The organism is Rhodococcus sp. 1R11 (assembly GCF_004563845.1).
In the GTDB taxonomy this organism is placed as follows: Bacteria; Actinomycetota; Actinomycetes; order Mycobacteriales; family Mycobacteriaceae; genus Rhodococcoides.
Genome location: NZ_SPNG01000002.1, coordinates 96,514 through 119,843, shown reverse-complemented (window position 1 = coordinate 119,843; position 23,330 = coordinate 96,514). Strand labels below are relative to the sequence as shown.

The following is a 23,330-nucleotide window of genomic DNA, read 5'->3' as shown; positions in this document are numbered from 1 at the left end:
CGAATTTCTCGGTGCACCTAGTTGCATAGTCACCACGTTGCATACATACTCTCGGTTGTGGCTTTGGAACACGCGATTCTGGTCTCCCTCACCGAGCTGAGCGGCTCGGGGTACGAGCTCGCCCGACGGTTCGACAAGTCCATCGGCTTCTTCTGGAGTGCAACTCATCAGCAGATCTACCGCACTCTGACGCGGATGGACGGGGCCGGCTGGATCACCGGTGAGGCAGTCGCGCAGGACGGCCGTCCCGACAAGAAGGTCTATTCGGTCTCCGCCGCGGGCCGCGCCGAGCTCGATCGCTGGATCGCCGCACCGACCGATCCCTCGCAGCTTCGCGAGGAGCTCGCCGTGAAGATTCGCGGTGCCGCCAACGGTGACATCGAAGCGTTGAAAGTCGAAGTCGCCCGCCACCGCGACGTACATGCCACCCGTCTCGACGTGTATCGACTGATCGAGAAGCAGGACTTTCCGGCCCCCGCTGCCCTGACCGGTACTGCGCTGCATCAATACCTGGTGCTCCGCGGCGGGATTCGTGTCGAAGAAGGATTCACCGAATGGTGCACCGAGGTATTGGAGAAACTGTGAAGACCGAGCAGACCACTGGTCCATACCCGATTCTGTTGTCGCCGTTGGACGTCGGCGCAACCACGTTGAAGAACCGCGTGATCATGGGATCGATTCACACCGGCCTCGAAGATCGCGCCCGCGACACCGGCCGCCTGGCTGCTTACTTCGCCGAGCGTGCCCGCGGCGGCGTCGCCCTCATCATCACCGGGGGTTACGCCCCCAATCGCACCGGGTGGCTGCTGCCGTTCGGGGCCAAGCTGACCAACCGCATCGAGGCCCGTCGGCACCGCAGGATCACCGCGGCGGTACACCGTGAAGGCGGCAAGATCGCGCTCCAGATCCTCCATGCCGGACGTTATTCCTACCAGCCACTGAGCGTGTCGGCCTCGTCGATCAAGGCTCCCATCAATCCTTTTCGGCCGCGGCGGTTGACGTCGAGGGGCGTCCGCTGGCAGATTAGAAACTACGTACGCTGCGCCCGGCTCGCGCAGAGCGCCGGCTACGACGGCGTCGAAATCATGGGCGGCGAAGGCTACTTCATCAACCAGTTCCTCTCCGAGCGCACCAACAAGCGACGCGACGAATGGGGTGGTTCCGCAGAGAACCGTCGCCGAATGGCAGTCGAGATCGTGCGGCAGATCCGTGCCGCCGTCGGATCCGACTTTCTCATCGTGTTCCGGCTGTCGATGGCCGACCTCGTCGAGGAGGGCCAGAGCTGGAACGACATCGTCGCGCTCGCCGAGGACGTCGAAGCCGCAGGCGCGAACATCATCAACACCGACATCGGCTGGCACGAATCGCGGGTGCCGACCATCGTCACCTCGGTTCCGCGAGCAGCATTCGCAGACATCACCGGCAAGCTCGAAAAATACGTGAGCATTCCCGTCGCCGCGTCCAACCGCATCAACATGCCCGAGATCGCCGAGAACATCCTCGCCCGTGGCGACGCGCGGCTGATCGCCATGGCCAGGCCGATGCTCGCCGATCCGTTCTGGGTCGAGAAAGCTGCTTCTGATTCCGCGGATCGAATCAACACCTGCATCGCCTGCAATCAGGCCTGTCTCGACCATGCCTTCGTACACAAGAAGGTCTCGTGCCTGGTCAATCCTCGCGCCGGTCGCGAGATCGACCTGCAGTTGTTGCCGACGAAGAAGACCAAGAAGGTGGCGGTCGTCGGGGCCGGGCCCGCCGGACTGTCTGCGGCGCTCACCCTCGCGCAACGCGGACACGCCGTCAGCCTGTTCGAGGCCAGGAGCGAGATCGGCGGCCAATTCGGTATCGCCCGTCTGATTCCCGGCAAAGAAGAGTTCGCCGAGACCATTCGCTACTTCTCCACCGCTCTGCGCGACGCGGATGTTGCGGTCCACCTCGATACCCGGGTTACCGCCGCACAACTCGCCGCGGGTGAATTCGACGAGGTGGTCCTGGCCACCGGTGTCACTCCCCGAATGCCGCAGATCCCAGGTATCGATCACCCATCCGTCCTCTCGTACGCGGAATTGGTGCGCGACGGTAGGGCCGTCGGCGACCGGGTCGCGGTCATCGGTGCCGGCGGTATCGGCATCGACATCTCCGAGTTTCTCACCACCGACGCCTCCCCCACGTTGGACCTGAAGGAGTGGAAGCAGGAATGGGGTGTCACCGAGCCCGAGGCCGCACCGGGCGCGTTGACAACCCCGGTGCCGGCCGCGTCTCCTCGGGAGGTCTACCTCCTGCAACGCAAGCCGGGACGTATCGGGGCCGGTCTCGCCAAGACCACCGGATGGGTTCACCGCGCAGCATTGAAAGCCAAAGGCGTGCATCAGCTTTCGGGGGTGAACTACGAGAAGATCGACGATGCGGGTCTGCACATCTCGTTCGGTGAGAAGCACGAACGCCCACGCCTGCTCGACGTCGACACCATCGTGATCTGCGCGGGCCAGGAGTCGGTTCGGGATCTGGTCGACGAGCTGAAGGCCGCGGGTACCGCCACGCACATCATCGGCGGCGCGGACGTGGCGGCAGAGTTGGACGCCAAACGGGCGATAGAGCAGGGCACCCGGCTCGCGGCCACGATCTGATCTGTCCGCTAGCCTGTCTCACCGTGAGCCTGCCCAAGCCAAGCCCAGATACCCGCGCCGTCGTCACCGGAGCCTCTTCCGGTATCGGTGAGGCCCTGGCCACCGAACTCGCCACCCGTGGTCACTCGTTGATCGTCGTGGCTCGACGCGGCGAACTGCTCGAGGCGCTGGCCGCGAAGCTCACCGCCGAGCACGGAGTCACCGTCGAGGTGCGGGCGTCGGATCTGTCCAACCGCGAGCAGCGCCAGGAGCTGGTCACCGAGCTCTCCGAACGTGAGATCTCGATCCTGTGCAACAACGCAGGCATCGCGACGTTCGGACCGGTGGCCGGACTCGATCCTGTGTACGAGCGCGATCAGGTGGAGCTCAATGCCGTTGCCGTACACGACCTCACGCTCGCGGTTATGCCCGGCATGATCGGTCGCGGAGCAGGCGGCATCCTCATCACCGGATCTGCGGCGGGCAACATGGCCATCCCCAACAATGCGACGTACGCGGCAACCAAGGCCTTCGTCAACACGTTCTCGGAGTCACTGCGCGGCGAGCTCGCGGGCACCGGCGTCAACGTCACACTGCTCGCTCCGGGCCCGGTCCGCACCGAGACACCCGACCCGGCAGATGCGTCGATCGTGGACAGAATGGTCCCCGACTTCCTGTGGATCGACAGCGCCTACACCGCGAAGCTGTCGCTGGACGGCCTCGCGAAGAACAAGATGCGCGTCGTTCCCGGCCTGCTGAGCAAGGGCATGTCGGTCGCCGGGCAGTACAGCCCGCGCAGCATCTCCGCGCCGATCATCGGCAGCTTCTACAAAAAGCTGGGCAACTAGTACCCGAATCCTGGTCGTTCCGCGGGCTCCACTCCCGACTGAGCAAGCTCAGCGCCGTCGACGTCGTCCAGTTCCGAAGATGCTGCGCGAGATCTCCCGCCCGGCAGCCGAGGCGGCTGATCGCAGGAAGCTCTTGACCGCCGGGTTGCCCATGATGCGCTCGGCGGCCGACGGGCCGTCCGGCTCGATCGGGGGTAGATCGGGCAGATCGGCGGGCAGCGTTGGGATATCGAACTTCTCGGCCGGCACAGCCACGTCCGTGACGCGTGCGTTCATCCGCTCGTAGGCCGACTCGCGATCGATCGTTTCCCGGTACTTCGCGGACAGGGTGCTCGACGACGCGGCGGCCGCGATGGCGTCGTTGCCGATGGTGTCCATCAGGGAGCGGGGCGGGCGAATCTTCGTCCACGCCACCGGTGTCGGCGCGCCATTCTCCGAGAGCACCGTCACGATCGCTTCACCGGTCCCCAGCGACGTCAGTGCCTTCTCGAGGTCGTACGCGTCGGTCTTGGGGTAGGTGCGCACTGTCTTGTTCAGTGCTTTCTGGTCGTCGGGGGTGAAGGCGCGTAAGGCATGCTGGATTCGCGCACCCAGTTGGGAGAGAACGTCGTTGGGGACGTCGGTGGGTAGCTGTGTGCAGAAGAAGACGCCGACGCCCTTCGAGCGAATGAGCTTGACGGTCTGTTCCACCTGCTGCAGAAAGGCTTTCGACGCATCGGCGAAGAGCAGATGCGCCTCGTCGAAGATGAACACGAGCTTGGGTTTGTCTACGTCACCGACCTCGGGCAATGTTTGAAACAGGTCAGCGAGCACCCACATCAGGAAGGTGGAGAACATCACCGGGCGTGACGCCTGAGCCCCGAGCTCGAACAGGGTGATGATCCCTCTGCCGTCCGGTCCGACGCGAAGCAGGTCCTCGGTCTCGAGTTCCGGCTCACCGAAGAAGGTGTCTCCTCCGTCTGCCTCCAGGTTGACCAGCGCGCGCAGAATCACTCCTGCGGTCGCCGAGGAGACCCCGCCGATGCCTTTGAGATCTGCCTTCCCCTCGTCACTGGTCAGGTGCATGATCACCGACCGTAGGTCTTTCAGGTCGAGCAGGGCGAGGCCCTGGGAATCGGCCCAGTGGAAGATCAGTCCCAAGGTCGATTCTTGAGTGTTGTTCAGCCCCAACACCTTGCTGAGCAGAATCGGTCCGAATGCGGTGATGGTGGCGCGGACCGGTACCCCGATCCCCTCGGTCCCGAGCGAGAGAAAATCCACCGGGTGTCCGGCGGGAGCCCAGTCCGTGAGGCCGGTGTCCGCAGCGCGGCTGCGGATCTTCTCGTTCTCCTCGCCCGGTTCGGACAAGCCCGACAGGTCACCTTTGACGTCGGCCATGACGACGGGAACTCCTGCGGCAGAGAGCTGTTCGGCTATCCCCTGGAGTGTCTTCGTCTTACCGGTTCCGGTTGCCCCGGCAACGAGACCGTGCCTGTTCAACGTCGCCAACGGGATTCGAATGCGGGCAGCGGGGTCGGTGACACCGTCCAGAACGACGGTTCCCAGTTCCAATGCTGCACCTGCCGATACGTATCCGGCGGCGATCTCGCCTGCCTTACCGTGCGCCGCCGGTGCCGACCCTTGTTCCGCGGCAAGCGCCTCGGCCTCGGCAGCGTCGGCTGCAGCCAGAGCTTCGGCAGCCACCCGTGCGGCTTCCACGGCCGCCGCTTTGGCCGCCTTCGCCTTCTCGGCAGGACTGAGTGTGGGTGCCGGCTGCGTCGGGTCGCCTGTCATGTCCGCATCCTTTCGTGAACGTGCGTCGACGCTGAACGGGGTCGATCGCCACCGCAAACCCTAGTGGCTGTGGTGCGCGCACTACTGTGGAGCGAGTGCAGGACAAACTCGTGTGGATCGACTGTGAAATGACCGGCTTGGATTTGAGCAAGGACAAGCTGATCGAAATCGCGGCGTTGGTGACCGACAGTGAGCTCAACATCCTCGGGGAGGGTGTCGACATCGTCATCCACGCCGACGACGACGCGTTGGCGAACATGCCGGCCGTCGTCACCGACATGCACGCCAAGTCGGGCTTGACCGACGAGGTGCGCGCGTCGACGGTGAGCCTGGAGGAAGCCGAACAGCGCGTGCTCGCGTATATCAAGGAGCACGTCCCGGTGTCCGGGACGGTCCCTCTGGCCGGGAATTCGATTGCGACCGATCGCGGGTTCATTTCCCGGGACATGACCGCGCTCGACACCTACCTCCACTACCGAATGATCGACGTCAGCTCGATCAAGGAACTTTCCCGACGGTGGTACCCGCGGATCTACTACGGACAGCCTCCCAAGGGCTTGGCGCACCGCGCTCTGGCCGACATCAAGGAGTCGATCAAGGAGTTGCAGTACTACCGTCGTACCGCCTTCGTCGCGCCCCCCGGGCCGTCGACCAGCGATATCGCGGCAGTCGTTCAGGATCTCGACACGCAGCAGGGGGCGGATTAGCAACCCGGGATTCAACCCGCTAGTATTGTCGACGCTGCTGATGGAGAGCCCGAAACGGTTCTGCGGACGCATGCATGGTGGGCGTAGTTCAGCTGGTAGAGCACCAGGTTGTGATCCTGGATGTCGCGGGTTCGAGTCCCGTCGCTCACCCCATACAGAAGCGCCCCTGACCAGGTAAATCCTGATCAGGGGCGTTTTTTTCGCGTCATGCCATGAACCTTGCAACTAGGGGGCAGTTGCCGATGGACGCGCACAACAATCCCACTTACCTGAAACTGGTGCGGACCGCAGTCGAGGAGTTTCGCGAAGCGTTCAAGGGGTTCTTAACACTCCACTCGGAGACATACGGCGGGCCGGGCCGAGGTATCGCACCGGCCGTGAATCCGCTCGAATCAGTGGACCTGAAGGACATCACGGCTCAGGCACAGGTTGTGGCCGAGGCAGCCGGCCGGGCCCGCAAAGCACCGAGGTTGACCGGAGTTCTCATAGGAGTCCAAGGCCACGGCCCGGTCGACCCGATTGCAGCCTGGTCGTCAGTCTCACAGCCGAAACCGATACTGGAGCCCGAGAATGTACTCATCGCATGCGGTCAAATAATCGGCGCGCTCGATGACATGATCTGGGAGGCAGAAGCAGAGATGCCTGCCGCGGTGGGTCCCGCTGGAATGCACCCTTTGGTATGGGGCGCGGCTAGTGCGGTCTGGAAAAACGGGCACTACCGAGAGGCGATAGCGAACGCGTCCGAGGCGTTGATAGATCACGTGAAGACGGTGACGAACCGCCGCGACGTTGCCGACGCCTCGATTTGGCAAAATGCATTCTCAGAGAGTCCTCCCGAACCCGGAAAGTTTCGGCTGCGGTGGCCGGGAGATCCGACCGACAAGGCAGTCATAGGCATGCTCAGCGGACTCCGTCAGTTCGCACCGGGTGTGCATATGACGGTTCGGAACAGCTCCACTCATTCGACCGAAACGATGTCTGAACAGGACGCCCTAGAGCGGTTAGGAACGCTGAGCCTGCTTGCCCGGTGGGTGGACGAATGCAACCGCCAGTCGGTCTAGCCTCAGCCGCTGACCGCCGCCGAGAATCGATCGGGTTGTCCGCGCCGCGATCCGATGCGGTGATGCACCGGGATCGTTCGCCGTGCGCCTGCCCTATCACTGACCAGTCGGCGTGCTTGACTCATCTGATGAGTGCCCCCGACAACGGTGACAGTGAGCACCTGTTGCAGACTGCCAACGAGGTCCGGCGGACGATCGAAGCCAATGAACGAGCAGCGCAACTACTCTTCGTCCCGTCACCTGTGTTCGAACGTCTGCTCTGGCAGGTGTCGGGCGCGTGGGAAACGGCCATTGAGGAAGTTCGCTTCCTGCGATACGCCACCGCCGAGACACAGCCGACTGCCGCGCCGTTCTTCCACCCCGACGGCGACAACGTAGCCCGGGACATGCGGCGCATCTGCAAGACGCTGAATCTGGCGCTGCCGGACGACGCGATGTGGACCGCAGAATGCCGGCGCGCAAAAGAGATGCGTGACAACCTCGGCCACATGCTGCACATCAAGTCGATCACAGGTGTGACGCCGGACCAGACTGCGACCATCCTCCGCGTGGCCTTCCGCGAGCCGGACGAGATGTCGACCGATAGTGGTTGGGCGCGACACGAGCGGCGAGCCGTCACCATCACCGAGGCCGAAGCCCGAGAGGTCCTCGAAGATCTGAAGTACGTCAACAAAAGTCTGTTCTACATCCGCAAATTTGGGATGGAATTTTCCCACTGGCCAGACGGCCGCTCCATCGACTCGGTATTGAGCCTGTTGCAGTGGTGGGATGATTCCTGGGGTCCGAAACCGGGCAACACGGGCTGGACAGCTCCCTCGATGCGTCAGCTCCGCATCCGCCCGAAGACCGAGTTCGATGCCTCACTCCCACCCGAGATACGTCCTCAGTACTGACCAAACCAATGGAACGAACTATGCAACTCCGACGTTGCATCAGCGTGTATCTGGATACCGTCCAATTCCGATCCCAATTGGCGGCACCCCGGCTCAAGAGCCAATAGCTCCCTCCTCACGCAACTGGATGCCCCATACGCACAAGCGTTCGAGTCCCGTCACTCACCCCACACGTCTCAGACCGGCCGGAGGTGCCGACGCACCCACCCTGACCTCGAATTACGTTGTTGTAATTCAACTTTCAGGTTTCCTGTGGGGTTGATGTGACGTACGGTTACCAATGGCACTTTTGGGGAAGAAAAGTACCAATGTGATTCATGTGTTTTCTGCTACGTGAGTTCAGCGTGCCCCGAAGCGTCACCGAACATGTTCTTACGTCCTGCGGGCGCCCATCCGACGGGTGCCCGGTGGACGCAGACGAGGAGGCTTTTCGTGGGTCGCAGAATGCACAGAGTCATAGCGGGTTCGATCTTGTCGGCAGCACTGTGCATCGGCACAACCGGCTTGCTCAGCCCAGCGGTGGCCACCGCTCAACCCACGATCGAATTACCTCAGATCCCGATCCCCCAGCCCGATGCGCAGCAGCGGGCCGCAATACTCGCCGCGGTGCTCGACGCCACCGGTGTGCTCATCAACCAGGTCGCGGCGATCGTTCTCGACGGCGACGTGCTGTCGGTGCCGGATACCGCAATTCCCGCGGATGTACCCGAGATCGAACTTCCCAGTGCACCCCCCACGGTGGGGCTCGGCGGTGCCGTGCTCCCGATCGACGCCGGCAAATACCGCATCACCTCGGGTTACGGCGGACGCAACAATCCGACCGGGAACGGTGCTCAGTACCACCAGGGCGTGGACCTGGCTGCCGACAGCGGAACCCCGATCCACGCGGTCACCGGCGGAACCGTCGTTCAGGCCGGAGACGCGGGCGACGGCTACGGCAAGCTCGTTCGGGTCAAGAGCGGAAACACCGAGACCTACTACGGCCATCAGTCCAGCCTCGCTGTGTCCGTCGGTGACGAGGTGGCACCGGGAGATGTCCTCGGGGCGGTCGGCAGCACCGGCAATTCGACGGGACCGCATCTGCACTTCGAGGTCCGCAACAACGGCTCGAGCATCGAACCGGTCGCGTACCTGAAGACACTCGGGATAGATCCTTCGCTCTACCAGACCCGCGATCGAAGCTGATCCACCCGATCGATACCGATCAGACCGTGGTGGCGTTGCCCGCTTTCCACTCTTCCCACGGAATGTTCCAGTCGCCGAGACCATCGGTGCCCGACAACGTTCCACCGACGGTGTTCTTGACCACGACGATGTCACCGCGCTTGGTGTTGTCGTAGACCCACTTGGCGTTGGTCGGACTGAGGTTCAGACACCCGTGCGAGGCGTTGGAGTAGCCCTGCTGCCCCACCGACCAAGGTGCGGAATGGAAGAAGATGCCGCTGTACGACATACGTGTCGCCCAGTCGACCGGAGTGCGGTACCCGGTGGACGAGTTGACCGGCACACCGTAGGTCGACGAATCCATGACGAGATGCTCGAATCGATCACCGATGATGTAGACGCCGTTGTCCGTCGGGGTGGAGTCCTTGCCCATCGACGTCGGCATCGTGATGACGTCCTGGCCGTTGACGTTGAACGTCACCTGCTTGGTGTTGTCGTCCGCAGTGGCAATGACCGCGTCGCCGATCGTGAACGACGTCTTCGCATTCTCCTGGCCGTAGATGTCGTCACCGAGATCACGCCCGTACACGTCGACCGCCACGTCGACCTTGGTGCCCGGTGCCCAGTAGTTCTGCGGTCGCCAGCGAACCTCTTTGTTGTTCACCCAGTAGAACGCGCCTTCCACGGCCGGCGTCGTGGTGACCGTGATGGCGTTCTGGGCAGCAATCTTGTCGGTAATTGCCTCGTCGAACTGCACAGCGACAGGCTGCCCGATACCCACCACGTCGCCCGCGTTGGGCAGAACATAGGGCTTGGTGAAGTTGCCCGGCTGGCTGGTGGTAAAGCTCGACACCGTGCTCGACGATCCTCCGAGTCCGTACGCATCGGCCTGCACTCGATACTCACGGTTGTAACCGAGGGGTTCGGTATTGGTCCACGACAACCCGTCCGGAGCAATGGCTCCCGACACCGGCTCGCCGTCGGGGTTGAGCATGGTGACCGAGGACAACTTGCCGTCGGCAACCGAAACGGTCACCGGGTCCGCCGGTGAGAATCCGACCGCCCCGTCCAGCACGCTCGCGGTCAGCTTCGGCTTCATCAGTTCGGTCATCGGATTGGAATCGATCGGAACGGAGGGTTCGGAGATGTCCGTCCGAGAGCTGCAGCCGGACAGCACTGCAACCGAAGCGACAACTCCCACCGCGGCGAGAACGAATCCTCGAGACACCCTCATGAACACACCACTTCCCACTTCGAGCCCGACCCGGACGATTCTGCCAGCGCAGAATCCACACATTCCACTCGACAGCCCGTTCGACGAATAACGTTCGAGTACCAATCGCACTGCAGAAAGTTGGTGTTACCTCCCTGCCCAACAGGGCGGTGCCGCGAACGCACATCACCGCCTCGTTCGACGCCCGGTGAGGACAACGTCATATCCGGCTAACCGATGTGTAATGGCCGCGCACACTGCACCGGGCACTGTGGATGCCATGGTCACCACGGTGAAGACACTCTGTGCATACTGCGGCGTGGGATGCGGCATGGTGCTCGAGGTCGGTGGGCCGTCTTCGGCGAAATCCCAGTCGAGCTCCCGGTCGACGCGGCCGATCGGGCCCGCGGTCACCAAGTCGGTCGGCGACAAGACCCACCCGGCGAACTTCGGCCGACTGTGCACCAAGGGAAGCACCACCGCAGACATGCTCGCCGCGCCGGGCCGCCTCGACAAGGCTCGGATTCGCCACCGGCGCGGTGACCGGCCGGAGAGCACGGACACCTCGGTGGCCATCACCGATACTGCCCGCAGGCTCCGCACGATCCTCGACGAACACGGACCCGACTCCGTTGCGCTGTACGTATCGGGGCAGATGTCGATCGAGGCTCAGTACTTGTCGAACAAACTGGCCAAAGGGTTCATCGGTACCAATCAGATCGAATCCAACTCACGATTGTGCATGGCCAGCGCGGGCACCGGCTACAAGCAGTCACTGGGAGCCGACGGTCCTCCGGGGTCGTACGAAGACTTCGACAACGCCGACGTGTTCCTCGTCATCGGCTCCAACATGGCCGACTGTCACCCCATCCTGTTTCTGCGAATGATGGACCGGGTCAAGGCCGGTGCGAAACTGATCGTCGTCGATCCGCGGCGCACCGCCACCGCCGCCAAGGCGCACCTGCACCTCAAGCTCGAACCGGGATCCGATCTGGCGCTGCTCAACGGCCTGTTGGCTCTGATCGTCGACAGCGGAAACACAGACCCCGACTTCATCGCCCAGTTCACCGACGGCTGGGACGCGATGCCGGAGTTTCTTCGCGATTACACCCCCGAGAAGGTCTGCGCTGCAACCGGTCTCGCCGAGGAAGATCTGCGTGCCGCAGCGGAGATGATCGGGACTGCCGAGAACTGGATGAGCTGTTGGACGATGGGACTCAATCAGTCCACCCACGGCACCTGGAATACCAACGCACTGTGCAATCTCCACCTGGCAACGGGTGCCATCTGCCGGACCGGCAGCGGCCCCTTCTCGCTGACCGGTCAGCCGAACGCGATGGGTGGCCGGGAAATGGGATACATGGGCCCCGGACTGCCGGGCCAACGAGCGGTCAACAACGACTCCGACCGCGCGTTCGTCGAACAGGCCTGGGGAGTACCGCCCGGAACACTGCGCACCGACGTCGGCGGTGGAACCATCGAGATGTTCTCGAAACTGGCTGCGGGCGAGATCAAAGCTTGCTGGATCATCTGCACCAATCCTGTTGCGTCCGTCGCCAATCGAACAACCGTCATCGACGGCCTCGAACGTGCCGAACTGGTGATCACCCAAGACGCATTCGCCGACACCGAGACCAACCGATACGCCGATGTCATGCTGCCGGCTGCCCTGTGGACCGAGGCCCACGGTGTAATGGTCAACTCAGAGCGGAACCTCACGCTGTTCCAGCCGGCTGTCGAAGCACCCGGCGGAGCACTCCCCGACTGGAAGATCATCGCCGACATGGCCTGCGCCCTCGGCTATTCCGAGTCGTTCACCTACTCCAGTGCCGAAGAGATCTTCGAGGAGATCAAGCAGTTCTCGAACCCCGACACCGGTTACGACATTCGCGGCGTCACCTACGACGGCCTCCGTGAGGGCTCGATTCAGTGGCCGTGCCCGCCCGAGTCGACTACCACCAGACACCCCATCCGGTACCTCAACGACGGAGTGAGCCAAACCCTGCGGGTATCGAAAGACGGATCGGTTCCTGCCCTCTCGTTCCCCACCGCGAGCGGTCGAGCGCAGTTCTTCGCCCGGCCTGCCATGGTGCCGGCCGAAATGCCGGACGACGACTACCCGTTCGTGCTCAACACGGGGCGACTCCCCCACCAGTGGCACACCATGACCAAGACCGGCAAAGTCGCGAAACTGAACAAACTCGACCCCGGCCCGTTCGTGGAAATCCACCCGACCGATGCGGACCGGCTCGATCTGTCCGACGGCGACACCGTCGAACTGTTGTCGCGTCGAGGCCGTGCGGTACTGCCCGCCGTGATCACCGATCGAGTGCTGCCCGGAGGCTGCTTCGCACCGTTCCACTGGAGCGACGAGTTCGGCGAATCCCTGGCGATCAACGCGGTGACCAACGACGCCGTAGATCCTTACTCGCAGCAACCGGAGTTCAAGGCCTGCGCGGTCTCGCTGGCGAAAGTGTCTGCCGCTCGACTGGATTCACCCGACGCGCCCGAGGACGTGCACGATCCGGTCGACGCTCTCACCGTGTTGGTCGGTCGCCCGAGCCGACCCGCGGAACCGTTCACCGTCATCGAACAGCGCTACATGGCCGGTCTGCTGGAGGGACTTCGGACCGACGCAGGCCGCTCTGCGCCGGGAATCCCTACGCTGCCCGAACGGACACCCCTGGCTCCCGAGACGCACGCGTGGCTCGACGGTGTTCTTGCAGGACTGTTCTCGCGCACTCCCTCGCCGGGCACCGATGTAACTGCCGGGGAGACCGCGTCGGCGGCGGGTAGACCACTGCTCTTGCTGTGGGCCTCGCAGACGGGAACTGCCGAGGAGTTCGCGCAGTCCAGTGTTTCCCACCTGCGAGCCGCTGGGTCTGCCGTCACCGAACACTCCATGGACTCGTTCACCGCCGACCGATTGCCGGCCGAGGCCGACGTGTTGATCGTCAGCAGTACCACCGGGGACGGCGAAGCACCCGACAACGGAGCAACCTTCTGGGAGAGCCTGACAACCGATTCGGTACCCACACTGGACGGAATCCGTTACGCCGTGCTGGCGTTCGGCGACTCGAGTTACGCAGACTTCTGCGGCCACGGCCGCAAGATCGACGAACGCCTCGAGCAACTGGGGGCACAGCGCCTACTCGAGAGGGTCGACCTCGAACCCGACTACGAGAACGAGGCCGCCGAGTGGCTCGACTCGGTGAGCTCGCTGCTGGCAGGTGAGTCGCCGACGTCCGATCCCGCCACCGCGCCGGCCGAGCCTGCGGCACCCACACGTCGGCCTGCGGCCGATGAGGTCGGTACGCGTTACAACAAGAAGTCGCCCCTCGTGACCACTCTCGTCCGAAATCGAGTGCTCACCGCGCGCGGATCCCTCAAGGACGTCCGTCAACTCGGGTTCCACCTTCCTGCGGGCACCCTCGAATACGAGGTGGGTGACGCGCTCGGGGTCTGGCCTCGCAACAGCGACCATTACGTGCAGGAGTGGCTCGGTGCCACCGGGCTCGACGGCGACGCCGTCGTCGACCTGGCCGACCACGGTGAGATGCCGTTGCGTACGGCGCTGGGTCGACACCTCGAGATCGCCCGTGCCACACCGGATCTGTTGAAGTTCGTACACCGGCGTACCGCGGACGACGACCTCGAGGCCATGTTGCATCCGGACAACAGACACACGCTCGCCGACTGGATGTGGGGGCGGCAATCGATCGATGTACTTGCCGCACATCCGGTTCGCGCGTCGGTGGACGATTGGCTCGGCGTTCTCAAGCCGTTGCAGCCGCGTCTGTATTCCATCTCGTCGAGCCCGAAGGAGAATCCCGAGGAGGTGCAGGTGACCGTCTCGGCTGTGCGATACAACGTGCACGGTGTTCCTCGCCGCGGGGTGTGCTCGACGTATCTGGCCGACCATGCCGCCAACCATGACGTCGGGATATTCGTGCAGAAGTCGACCCATTTCAAACCGCCCGAGGATCCCGCCACGCCGATGATCATGGTCGGTCCCGGCACCGGCGTTGCACCGTTCCGGGCATTCCTGCACGAGCGGCGCGCGCTCGGACACACCGGACCGAACTGGCTCTTCTTCGGCGAACAACACGCGGACACCGATTTCTACTACCGCGACGAGCTCACCGCGATGCTGAGCGACGGGTCGCTCGACCGTCTCGACGTCGCCTTTTCCCGGGATCAGAAAGACAAGGTCTACGTACAGGATCGCATGCGCGAGCACGGCGCTGAACTGTGGAACTGGATTCACCGAGGTGCCCACTTCTATGTCTGCGGCGACGCGTCCAGAATGGCGAAAGACGTGGACGCGGCACTGAAGGGCGTGGTCGCACAGCACGGGAAACTGGCCCCGAGCAGCGCCGAGGCCTACGTCAAGGCTCTCGCTGCGGAGAAACGGTACGTGCGCGACGTCTACTGATCCGCAGCCACCCCCGGTGGGACGGCGCGCAACAGGAAGGCGCTTTGGTCTGCGACCACCTGCTCGAAGGCAGCACCGAGATAGATGTCGAAATGCCCAGCGTCGTAGGTTTCGATCTCTCCGAGCGGTGCTGTCCGGGCATATCGCAGCGTAGTCTTCGCCGGCGCGACGGAATCGGTGTTGCAGACGACGAAGAGTATCGGGCAGCGGACGTCCTTCGCGCGACGCCCGGGCCGGTGGCGCACGATCTGTAGCGCGAAGCGAGCGGCGACCCGATTGTGGAACGACTCGTCGGAGTCCGGAGCGAGCGCGAGGTAACCGTCGTAACTGTCCGGTGATGTCATCAATGCGGTAGTCCCCGGTCTTCCGGCGGTCGCGACCATCACCGGCGGCCGCCCGATCGCAGATCCCAGCAGATCGCGCACGGCCCGCACGGACAGTTTGACCGAGGTCCACGTGTTCGATGCGAGCCCGGAGGCAATGCCGTCGGTGAACGGACACTGCGCGACTACCGCGGCGACACGCTGATCCCGCGCTGCCGCGACGATGACGTGGCCACCTCCGAACGACGAGCCCCACAACACGATTCGCGAACCGTCAACGTCCTGCCGACCCCGGGCACACGCGATCGCTGCCGCCCAGTCCTGCAATTGGGACTCGATATCGAGCAATTGTCGCGGTCGCCCGCCACTGTCTCCGAAGTACCGATAGTCGAACACCAGGCACGCGTAGCCCTCGGCGCGAAATCGTTCTGCGTAGGCGTCGAGTCGCATCCCCCGGGTTCCCCCGAGACCGTGCGCCATGACGATCACCGGGGCCGGCTCGGTGCTGTCGGGCAGGTACAGCCACGCCGCACAGTCGACGCCGTTCGAGTCGAACGTGATGTCCTTACGATCAGGGACCGCGCCCCCCGGCTGCGAATTCATGGGCGAACCATAGCCCAGGATCACCAGCAGCGGAATCGTTGGATCTACGGTACCGAATGCTCCGCGGCGTAGGCGTCGACGCGACCGTAGGCGATCTTGGGGGTCCAGTCTCTGCGAACCAAGCCGAAGTTCTGTTCGGTGTCGGCGGGGTTCGACCCGGCGTCTCTGAGACTGTAGACATAGGCCGGTCCGAGCCAGTCGTTGCCGAGGACGGCGTCGAGGACGATCCCGATGCTGTCCGACTGGCCCTGCTCGGTCACGCTGTTGGGGTTGGTTCCGGTCGGCGCGCCGAATTCGGTGATCCAAATCTGTTTGCCACTGTCACCGCCGGCAACCATGGTGTCTCGCATCGACCACATCTTCATGGCCGTGTTCCATGACACCGTACTGGGGTCGTTGGGTAGATACGGCCACGTGTAGGGGTGCACGTTGAAGGCATCGAAGTACCTGTTGGAACCCTGGGCGTACATCTGGGACAGGAACGACGTACCTGCGATGTTGCCGTTCGTGTCCTCGGACGGTGCCATCCCACCGACGAGCACGGTCGAACCGGGCTGCACTTGCTTGATCGCCGTGTAGGCCGCGCGAAGCAGCGCCGAGTACGCCGTCACGTCGGGAGCAGGCTTGAAGAACGTCACGATGTTCGGCTCGTTCCATACTTCCCAGATCTTGATGCGGTTCTGGTACCGCTGAACCACCGTCTTGGCGAAGGCCGCGTAAGTGGAAGGGTTCGCAGGACGGGAGTGAGAATCGTTGACCGCGGCAGCTACTCGCGCCCATCTGGGGGTGTAGGCGATGATGCCGTGCGGGCACATCCCGTGGGCCACGATGGCATCGATCACTCGGTCCGTTCGGCTCCAATCGAAAGCACCCCGTGTCGATTCGATTGCGGACCAATCTATGTCGACACGAACCGCGAACGCTCCTGCGTCACGAGCGAGTGTGAGCTCTCGATCCAGATCTGCCGCCGAGAGTGTGCCGATCGACGCGCCGGGAGAGACTCCGATGCGAATGGCGTCGGTTCGTCCGCTGCAGGTCACCGGATTCGACTGAGCCCGCTCGACGGGAGCTGCACCCGCCGCAGGCATCGCAGCGAACGGCAACATCAGAGCCGTCAGAACGGCCATCACCCGCAGAGGAGCATTTGCTTTCATTTGCGGGATGCTAGCAAGACCGGCGGCCGATCTTCACCCGAACGGCCTGTCATGCGTCTGAGACCATTGCAGCGAGGATTCGCGATCCATAAAGAATTCGATGCCGCAGTCATCGGTACTACGACTTTCCCTGTACTACCATAAGCCCAATGACAACAGGATTTCCCGGTTTCGACGAGCGTCTCAACGAGCTACTCACCCGGCAGGCGGAGAAATCCGGCCTCGATACCGATGAATTCATTCGGCGGGCCGTAGTCGATCGACTCGTTCGCGAACTGTCCGACGATCAGGATTCCGACGTCGGCGCTTTGCTCCGGGCTTTACAGGCCGGTTCCGAGAAGGGCGTCGGCCCGGCCGAGGTGACCCGGGCGTTCGGCACCCCTATCGATGACCCCGACCGACTGGCCGCAGTGGCGCGGACGGGTTTGATGGACACCGGGTCCGACGCCGGCTACGACCGGATCGTTGCGATGGTCGCCGATGCCTTGAGCGCGCCGTCGGCCGCGTTCTCTCTCCTCGACGACCGACGTCAGTACTTCAAGAGCGCCCTCGGGCTTCCGTCGGAACTCGGTGGCGCGCAAGAGGTTCCTCTCGACGGATCCATCTGCCGCTACGCGATCGACCTCGGCCAACCACTGGTGGTGGAGGATGCGCGTCTCAACGACGTCCTCAAGGACCATCCGTCGGTTCAGGGCAATCTGCTCGTTTCATATCTCGGAGTTCCGCTCGTCGACGACGACGGCCATTCCGTGGGCACTCTCTGCGTGTGGGATCGACAGCCGCGGCAGTGGACGACTGGACACATCCAGATTCTGCAGGATTTGGCCTGGATTATTCGCGAGCGAGTTTTCGAATAAGGAGCGATTTCCCCGACGGGCATTAGCATTATCGACCCACAACCGACTTCGAGTTTTTTTCATGAAGTCGACCGGGTGTCCTCTTTCTCGGCGGTATACATTAATTGGGATATTCAGGACCGACCTCATTCGAAACTAGCCACCGGAAGAAGCTGTGTCCGAAACACTGGAATCACCACACACTCGCCCGCGGGCTGCCGAGCCCGACATCGTCGTAGCGCGTCGCACACTGGCGGACCGGCTACGGGTCGATCCGCTGAACACCGCCATCAACGTCGCGGTCGACGTGCTCGGTGCCGCGGTCGCGGTGGCCGGAGCACTGCTGTGGTACTCGGGCAGTCTCGTCGAGACGGGCTGGCTGCCATGGCTCTTCCTTCCGCTGCTCATCGGAATCATGGCCGGAAAGTCGATGTACAGGCGCAGCCTTCGGCGCAACTTTCTCGACGAGATCGGTCCGGCCGAAACAGCGGTTGCGTTCGCTTCGCTCGCGCTGTTGGTAGTGATGTTTCTGGCCGACACCGACTATCGGCCCAGCGCGGTCGTGTTGCGACTGTGGCTGTTGAGCGCGTTCACGATCGCGATCGCCCGCCTGATACGCATCGTCGTCCAGCGCATGCTGCGCACCAAGTTCGGCTCCGCGGCCCCGACCATCGTGCTCGGCAACGATCCGATTGCGCACCAACTCGTCTCTCGGACAAGACAATTCCCCGAGTACGGCCTCACTCCGGTGGGCTACGTCGGCGAAGCCCCGATCGCCGACGTCTCGCCGGGAGGCGAGCTCCCCGATCTGCCGCACCTCGGACTCCCGAGTGATTTCGAGGCAGTTGCGCGTAGGACCGGTGCGGAAGAGCTGATAGTTGCGTTCGCTCCGACAGAGGACCGAGTGTTGGTCGGCGCGATCAGGACGGCGCACCGACTCGGAATGCGGGTGTGGGTGGTGCCCAGGCTGTACGACGCCGTCGGCGTCAACACTCGTGTCGAACACATCGGCGGCCTACCGCTGATGGTGCTGCCGCACGTGAACCCCAAGGGGTGGCAGTTCGCCCTGAAGGGTGTACTCGATCGAGTCCTGACGGCATTCGGACTCCTGCTGCTCTCCCCCGTCTTCCTGACGCTGATGCTGCTCGTACGCCTGAGCTCCCCCGGCCCGATCTTCTTCCAGCAGGAACGAATCGGCCGCGACGGATTGCCGTTCGGCTGCCTGAAGTTCCGTTCCATGCGGCCCCCTCGGGCATCCGACGCCGCGTTCGAGCGGAAGGCCGGGGACGCACCCGGTGGTGTCGAGGGTGTCGACCGGAGAACCCGTATCGGAAAGATCATGCGCCAGACCTCGTTGGACGAGCTCCCCCAGCTGCTCAACGTCCTTCGTGGCGATATGAGCTTGGTCGGCCCCAGGCCGGAGCGGCCCGAATACGTGGACCTGTTCGAGATGCAGATCCGCCGGTACGGCGAACGGCACCGGGTCAAGGCAGGTGTGACGGGATGGGCTCAGGTGCACGGCCTTCGCGGCCAGACCTCCATTGCCGACCGCGCGGAGTGTGACAACTACTACATCGAGAACTGGTCCATCTGGCTCGATGTCAAGATCCTGTTTCTCACCGTGCTGGCCGTTCTGAAACGCGCCGAGGACTGATCGTGGTCTACGCCGAACATCGCCACGTCCGGGTCACCCGGTGATCACGTACGTTGCGCTTGCTTTCGGCGCAGCGGTGGTCTTCGCGCTCGGCTGCGCGGTGGCATCGGCCGTCTACCGCCGCCCGCAGCGAGGAGTGTTGCTGTTGGCGGGACTGGTTCCACTGCACGGACTTCTGGTTCTCGTTCCCCTTCCCGGGGTCGTGTCGGGCTGGAAGGAAGGCCTCGTCGTCTTCACTGTTCTGTGTGCGTGGCTGCGCCGCCCACGACATGTCCCCGGCTCGACTGCTCGGGTGTTCATGCCGTGGTGGCCGGCGGCTGCATTGTTCGTCGTGTTCGGCAGCGTGTCTGCATTCGCCACGTTCGGGATCGTCGGTCTGTTCGGCATCAAGGTCACCTTCTTCTACGTTCTGCTGGTAGCCGTCATGTGGCTCGCGCCGTTCGACACCAGAGACCGTGACCACCTCGTCTCCGTTCTGATGGGAATGGGTGTCTTCACGTCGGCGGTCGGCATCGCTCAGCTGGTGGCCGGGCCCGCCGCATTGGTGTCGCTGGGTTACGAATACGGCACGCAGGTCCGAACATCGGGCGGGCTTCTGCGCACGTTCAGCACGTTCAACCTGCCGTTTCCGTTCGGGCTGTATGTGATGCTGGCGTTGCTCGTCGGTGGTGCGGTCGCACTGGCCGATCCGCGTCGTCGTCGAAACCTGTTGTTTCTGTGCGCGTCTCCGATAATGGTGGTCGCGATGTCCAGTTCGATCGTGCGTGGAGCGATTCTCGGGCTCGCGGTCGGGGTCGTCTACTTGATCGCTGTGCGTTTTCGGTACCTCGCCGCGCCTTTTGCGCTGGCCGCACTGGCCGTCGTCGTCGCGGTCCCCTTCGTACCCAAGATCACGTCGGTCTTCTTCTCGTCCAGCAGTTTGGGTCAACGCGGTGACGGTTGGGCCAACATCATCGCCAGCATCCTGATCCATCCGTTCGGCACGGGTCTGGGATCGAGTGGGTCTGCAGCAGACCGCATTTCCACCGCCGAGGGCCGAGCGTTCACTCAATCCGGACTCTCGACCAATTACCAACCCGACAACTACTACGTGAAGGCTCTGCTCGAACTGGGGCCGATCGGCCTGTGGGCGGTGGTGGCGCTGTTGGTCACCTCGCTGCTGTGGTGCACACGTCTGTCCCGTGCCCTACGGGGCGACGACGGCGCGCTCGCCCTCGGCGTCGGCGCTTCGATCGTCGCCGCCATGTTCGCCAGTCTGGTCTCCACGTATTTCGAGATCTTTCCGATCGATGTCTATTTCTGGCTCTTGTTAGGAGTGGTGGGATGCGCAGCAGCGCAACACGAATCGTCTTCGGGGCGCTCGCCCTCAGGCCGGGCGGAAGTGGAGTACAGACCTACATTCGCGAGCTCCTGAACGAGCTACCGCATCGTCTGCCCGACGCCGATCTCACCGCGGTGGTGCAGCGCGACGCCGTCGGCGAGCTCCCGCCCTCGATTCGGGCGATGGAACGGCCTGTCACCAACGGTGCGGCTCGGGCGGTGCTCGGCGCACTCCCCGTCGGCCGGTGCGATGTCGTACACGGTCTGGACGTCGACCTCCCGTTTTTCACCCGGGCCTTCACAGTTGCCACGGTGCACGATCTTTCGGTCATCGACATGCCGTCGGCCTCCAGTAGGTTTCGCGCGCTCGGTGAGCAGAGACTGGTGCGGCGAGCTCTGCGCCGTGCCGATCTGCTCATCGCGGTCTCGCAGTTCACCGCCGACCGAATCAAGGCCGTCAGCGGCCGCGACGCCACCGTGGTCGGCCTGGCACCCGCAGCCTGGGCCGAAGTCCCCACCGACAGCCGAGTGGACGCTGTTCGGTCCAAGTACGACCTTCCGGACCGGTTCGTGATGCAGGTCGGAACCGTGGAGCCTCGCAAGAACGTCCAGCTGGTGGCCGACGCAGCGGAGAGCCTGGGTATCCCGTGCCTGCTGGCCGGAGCCGGCTCGACCGGTCCCCACGCTCCCCGCAATTCCCGGGGGCTCGGATATGTCGACGTCGAGGATCTGCCTGCCCTCTATGCTGCTGCGACCGTCACCGCATACGCCTCTCGCTACGAGGGTTACGGGCTCCCGCCCGTCGAGGCCATGGCCTCTGGCGGCGCGGTCGTCGCCAGTGCAGTCGGTGCCCTCCCCGACGTCGTCGGTGACGGTGCCGTACTCGTCGGGTCGGAGAACGTGGACGACTGGGTGCACGCGATGAAGCCCATCGCCTTCGACGCGGACGTCCGTGCAGCCCTTGTCGATGCTGCGGCCGAAGCCTCCCGCGAGATCAGTTGGCGTCGAACGGCTGAACTCACTGCCGACGCGTATCGAGCCGCGGGCGTGGTCTGATGTCGGACGAGCTCGCGCTCGACGGCACCGAGCAGCCCCCGGACTACCGCGCGATCGCAGCGGATCCGAAGGCCGCAGCCAAGGCGACGATTGCCGTTCTGATCAGCAGAGTGATCATCGCGGCGCTGGGCTGGGTCGGCAGTGTCGTCGTCGCGAGGTCCCTCGGAGCGGACGACTGGGGCCAGTTCAGTTTCGTCTTCGCACTGCTCGGCCTGATGTCCGTCGTCACCGACCTGGGAGTCGGACGCGTCGTGCTGGCGAAGTTGATGGACGACGATCCCGAGGAAATCGGTCGCACGGCGTCGTCGTTCCTGGCTCTGCGCACTGCCCTCGGTCTGGTGGGTTACGTGTTGGCGGTTGCATACGTACTCCTGCTGCAGTATCCGAGTGAGGTGGTCCTCGCGACGGTGCTGGGCGGACTGGTGGTCGTGTTCGCCACACCGGGCCACGCTTTGAGCGTCCTGTTCCAGAGTCGCCACCGGCTGATTCTGGTCGCCGTCGCCGAAAGCGCCGGTCAGGCAATACAGTTGGCCCTGACCGTGCTGGCGGCAGTGCTGGCTCCCACCCTGCTGATCTTCGTACTGCCGGCTGTGGTCAACGAAGTGTTCAAACTGATCACCAAAGGGTTCGGCATAGGCAACCGTTCCATGGGGTTGCGACCGTCGAGGCACATCGAGGTGCGCCGTTGGGGTCCCTACCTGCGAGAGGCCGTACCCCTCGCCATCGGCTTCGCCCTCACCATTGCCATGCTCAAGATCGACATGCTGATGCTCAGCCTCCTCGACACGTTCGAGGCCGTCGGTCTGTACTCGATCGGCTACAAATTCTCCGACATGATCGACACTTTCGTGCTGGCCGCCGTGGCACCGATCAGCACCCTGCTCGTGGCATCGTGGCCCCACGACACCGCGGCATTTCGAGCCCGCACCCGTTCGGCCGCACTGCTGTTCGCAGTTTTCGGTGCGATGGCCGTGGCGGCGTTCGTACCGTCGGCCGAGCCGTTGATAGGCCTGCTGTACGGCGACAGGTTCGTCGACGGAGCGCACGCGGCGCGGCTGCTCGTCATCGGCGCGGCGTTGATGTCGTTGGTGATGCTGGGAATCTTTCTGCTGGCCTCGGCCGGGATGCAGCGCCACTACCCCGTAGTTGCGTTGGTCGGCCTGGCCCTGAACATCGGGTTGAACCTCGTGCTGATCCCACGGATGTCGTACGACGGAGCTGCCATCTCCACGGTCGCGACGATCGGAACCACCCTCGTCCTGCTGTGGATCGTGATTGCGCGGAGCATGCCCGTCCCCAGACTACTTCCGTTGCAGTCACTTTCGGTTGTCATCGTGATCACCGCGGCCGCCACCGTCGGCGGCTGGTTCTTGGTACAGCACTACCCCGGCCTGTGGCTGCTCGTGTCCGTCGGGGCGGCATTACTGGTCGCGACCTCATCGGCCGCGTTCGTCGCCGTCGGACTCGTCGAGTCACCGTTGCCGGGATCGGCCGAGAAAGGACGACACCGTGCACACTCGGAGTGAAGACCGCACACACAACAGACGAATCGCCCGATTTCAGCGGCAACTTTGTGATCAGAGGTTCGGTTTCGCCACCCTTTCCGACCGACGTTCTTGCTATTCCAATGTTGTTGAGATGCAGTTTCATTCACGACCGGCACGGCTACGCGAACAGTGCTCGC

17 protein-coding genes and 1 tRNA gene are annotated in these 23,330 nt (G+C 63.6%); 14 read left to right on the top strand and 4 right to left on the bottom strand.

Annotated elements, in window-relative coordinates:
• Positions 1-57: 57 nt before the first annotated feature.
• The 3 genes from E4P29_RS03800 to cmrA are packed head-to-tail and all read left to right on the top strand — an operon-like array spanning position 58 to position 3,454.
• Positions 58-585 carry a PadR family transcriptional regulator gene (locus E4P29_RS03800; RefSeq protein ID WP_027497612.1) on the top strand — a complete coding sequence of 176 codons (528 nt, stop codon included), beginning with the start codon at positions 58-60 and terminating at the stop codon, positions 583-585.
• Positions 582-2,627: an NADPH-dependent 2,4-dienoyl-CoA reductase gene (locus tag E4P29_RS03795; RefSeq protein WP_245154151.1), complete on the top strand. Its 2,046-nt coding sequence runs from the start codon at positions 582-584 to the stop codon at positions 2,625-2,627. Before E4P29_RS03800 ends, E4P29_RS03795 begins: the two co-directional genes overlap by 4 nt.
• Positions 2,628-2,650: 23 nt before the next feature.
• On the top strand, positions 2,651-3,454 hold the full coding sequence (gene cmrA / locus E4P29_RS03790; RefSeq protein WP_135042111.1) for a mycolate reductase: 804 nt from the start codon (positions 2,651-2,653) through the stop codon (positions 3,452-3,454).
• 48 nt (positions 3,455-3,502) lie between these two features.
• Here the strand turns inward: cmrA and E4P29_RS03785 are convergent, their stop codons facing one another.
• Positions 3,503-5,227, bottom strand: coding sequence for a helicase HerA-like domain-containing protein (locus tag E4P29_RS03785; RefSeq protein WP_135042109.1), 1,725 nt, complete (start codon positions 5,225-5,227; stop codon positions 3,503-3,505).
• A gap of 95 nt (positions 5,228-5,322) precedes the next feature.
• Between E4P29_RS03785 and orn the strand changes: the two genes are divergently transcribed.
• The 5 genes from orn (at position 5,323) to E4P29_RS03760 (ending at position 9,073) form a co-directional block, all read left to right on the top strand.
• Positions 5,323-5,934, top strand: coding sequence for an oligoribonuclease (gene orn / locus E4P29_RS03780; protein ID WP_135042107.1), 612 nt, complete (start codon positions 5,323-5,325; stop codon positions 5,932-5,934).
• A 77-nt stretch (positions 5,935-6,011) separates the two neighbouring features.
• Positions 6,012-6,087 (top strand) — tRNA-His (locus tag E4P29_RS03775).
• 59 nt (positions 6,088-6,146) lie between these two features.
• Entirely contained in the window at positions 6,147-6,995 is an 849-nt protein-coding gene (locus E4P29_RS03770; RefSeq protein WP_135042105.1) for a TIGR02391 family protein, read from the top strand.
• A 128-nt stretch (positions 6,996-7,123) separates the two neighbouring features.
• Entirely contained in the window at positions 7,124-7,888 is a 765-nt protein-coding gene (locus E4P29_RS03765; RefSeq protein WP_135042104.1) for a hypothetical protein, read from the top strand.
• Between the two features lie 432 nt (positions 7,889-8,320).
• The gene (locus E4P29_RS03760) at positions 8,321-9,073 is read left to right on the top strand and encodes a M23 family metallopeptidase (RefSeq protein ID WP_135042102.1); all 753 of its coding nucleotides are present in this window, start codon (positions 8,321-8,323) and stop codon (positions 9,071-9,073) included.
• A gap of 19 nt (positions 9,074-9,092) precedes the next feature.
• Here the strand turns inward: E4P29_RS03760 and E4P29_RS03755 are convergent, their stop codons facing one another.
• Positions 9,093-10,286, bottom strand: a complete 1,194-nt coding sequence (locus E4P29_RS03755; protein ID WP_135042100.1) for an Ig-like domain-containing protein — start codon at positions 10,284-10,286, stop codon at positions 9,093-9,095.
• Between the two features lie 223 nt (positions 10,287-10,509).
• On the opposite strand from E4P29_RS03755, the gene E4P29_RS03750 reads away from it, so the two are divergent.
• Complete coding sequence (locus E4P29_RS03750; RefSeq protein WP_135042098.1) at positions 10,510-14,700, top strand: bifunctional nitrate reductase/sulfite reductase flavoprotein subunit alpha; 4,191 nt, start codon at positions 10,510-10,512, stop codon at positions 14,698-14,700.
• On the opposite strand, the gene E4P29_RS03745 is transcribed toward E4P29_RS03750, so the two are convergent.
• Positions 14,694-15,626 carry an alpha/beta hydrolase gene (locus E4P29_RS03745; RefSeq protein ID WP_135042096.1) on the bottom strand — a complete coding sequence of 311 codons (933 nt, stop codon included), beginning with the start codon at positions 15,624-15,626 and terminating at the stop codon, positions 14,694-14,696. The genes E4P29_RS03750 and E4P29_RS03745 overlap by 7 nt on opposite strands.
• Positions 15,627-15,670: 44 nt before the next feature.
• Positions 15,671-16,780, bottom strand: a complete 1,110-nt coding sequence (locus E4P29_RS03740; RefSeq protein ID WP_245154150.1) for a cellulase family glycosylhydrolase — start codon at positions 16,778-16,780, stop codon at positions 15,671-15,673.
• Positions 16,781-16,929: 149 nt separating this feature from the next.
• On the opposite strand from E4P29_RS03740, the gene E4P29_RS03735 reads away from it, so the two are divergent.
• The 5 genes from E4P29_RS03735 to E4P29_RS03715 all read left to right on the top strand — a co-directional run bounded on the left by E4P29_RS03735 (position 16,930) and on the right by E4P29_RS03715 (position 23,172).
• Complete coding sequence (locus E4P29_RS03735; RefSeq protein WP_135042094.1) at positions 16,930-17,637, top strand: GAF domain-containing protein; 708 nt, start codon at positions 16,930-16,932, stop codon at positions 17,635-17,637.
• Between the two features lie 154 nt (positions 17,638-17,791).
• Complete coding sequence (locus E4P29_RS03730) at positions 17,792-19,270, top strand: sugar transferase (RefSeq protein WP_245154149.1); 1,479 nt, start codon at positions 17,792-17,794, stop codon at positions 19,268-19,270.
• A 40-nt stretch (positions 19,271-19,310) separates the two neighbouring features.
• Positions 19,311-20,684, top strand: coding sequence for an O-antigen ligase family protein (locus E4P29_RS03725; protein WP_135042092.1), 1,374 nt, complete (start codon positions 19,311-19,313; stop codon positions 20,682-20,684).
• Entirely contained in the window at positions 20,594-21,646 is a 1,053-nt protein-coding gene (locus tag E4P29_RS03720; RefSeq protein WP_135042090.1) for a glycosyltransferase family 1 protein, read from the top strand. Before E4P29_RS03725 ends, E4P29_RS03720 begins: the two co-directional genes overlap by 91 nt.
• A complete protein-coding gene (locus E4P29_RS03715; protein WP_135042088.1) occupies positions 21,646-23,172 on the top strand; it encodes a flippase in 1,527 nt (508 codons plus the stop codon). The genes E4P29_RS03720 and E4P29_RS03715 overlap by 1 nt, the downstream gene beginning before the upstream one ends.
• Positions 23,173-23,330: the final 158 nt, after the last annotated feature.

Excerpts from the sequence above, each read along its gene's own strand:
- E4P29_RS03770 (WP_135042105.1), top strand. The coding sequence starts at position 6,147 with ATGAACCTTGCAACTAGGGGGCAGTTGCCGATGGACGCGCACAACAAT.
- E4P29_RS03750 (WP_135042098.1), top strand. The coding sequence starts at position 10,510 with ATGGCCGCGCACACTGCACCGGGCACTGTGGATGCCATGGTCACCACG.
- E4P29_RS03740 (WP_245154150.1), bottom strand. The coding sequence starts at position 16,780 with ATGAAAGCAAATGCTCCTCTGCGGGTGATGGCCGTTCTGACGGCTCTG.
- E4P29_RS03745 (WP_135042096.1), bottom strand. The coding sequence starts at position 15,626 with ATGAATTCGCAGCCGGGGGGCGCGGTCCCTGATCGTAAGGACATCACG.
- E4P29_RS03765 (WP_135042104.1), top strand. The coding sequence starts at position 7,124 with ATGAGTGCCCCCGACAACGGTGACAGTGAGCACCTGTTGCAGACTGCC.
- E4P29_RS03755 (WP_135042100.1), bottom strand. The coding sequence starts at position 10,286 with ATGAGGGTGTCTCGAGGATTCGTTCTCGCCGCGGTGGGAGTTGTCGCT.
- E4P29_RS03715 (WP_135042088.1), top strand. The coding sequence starts at position 21,646 with ATGTCGGACGAGCTCGCGCTCGACGGCACCGAGCAGCCCCCGGACTAC.
- E4P29_RS03720 (WP_135042090.1), top strand. The coding sequence starts at position 20,594 with ATGCGCAGCAGCGCAACACGAATCGTCTTCGGGGCGCTCGCCCTCAGG.
- E4P29_RS03785 (WP_135042109.1), bottom strand. The coding sequence starts at position 5,227 with ATGACAGGCGACCCGACGCAGCCGGCACCCACACTCAGTCCTGCCGAG.
- E4P29_RS03735 (WP_135042094.1), top strand. The coding sequence starts at position 16,930 with ATGACAACAGGATTTCCCGGTTTCGACGAGCGTCTCAACGAGCTACTC.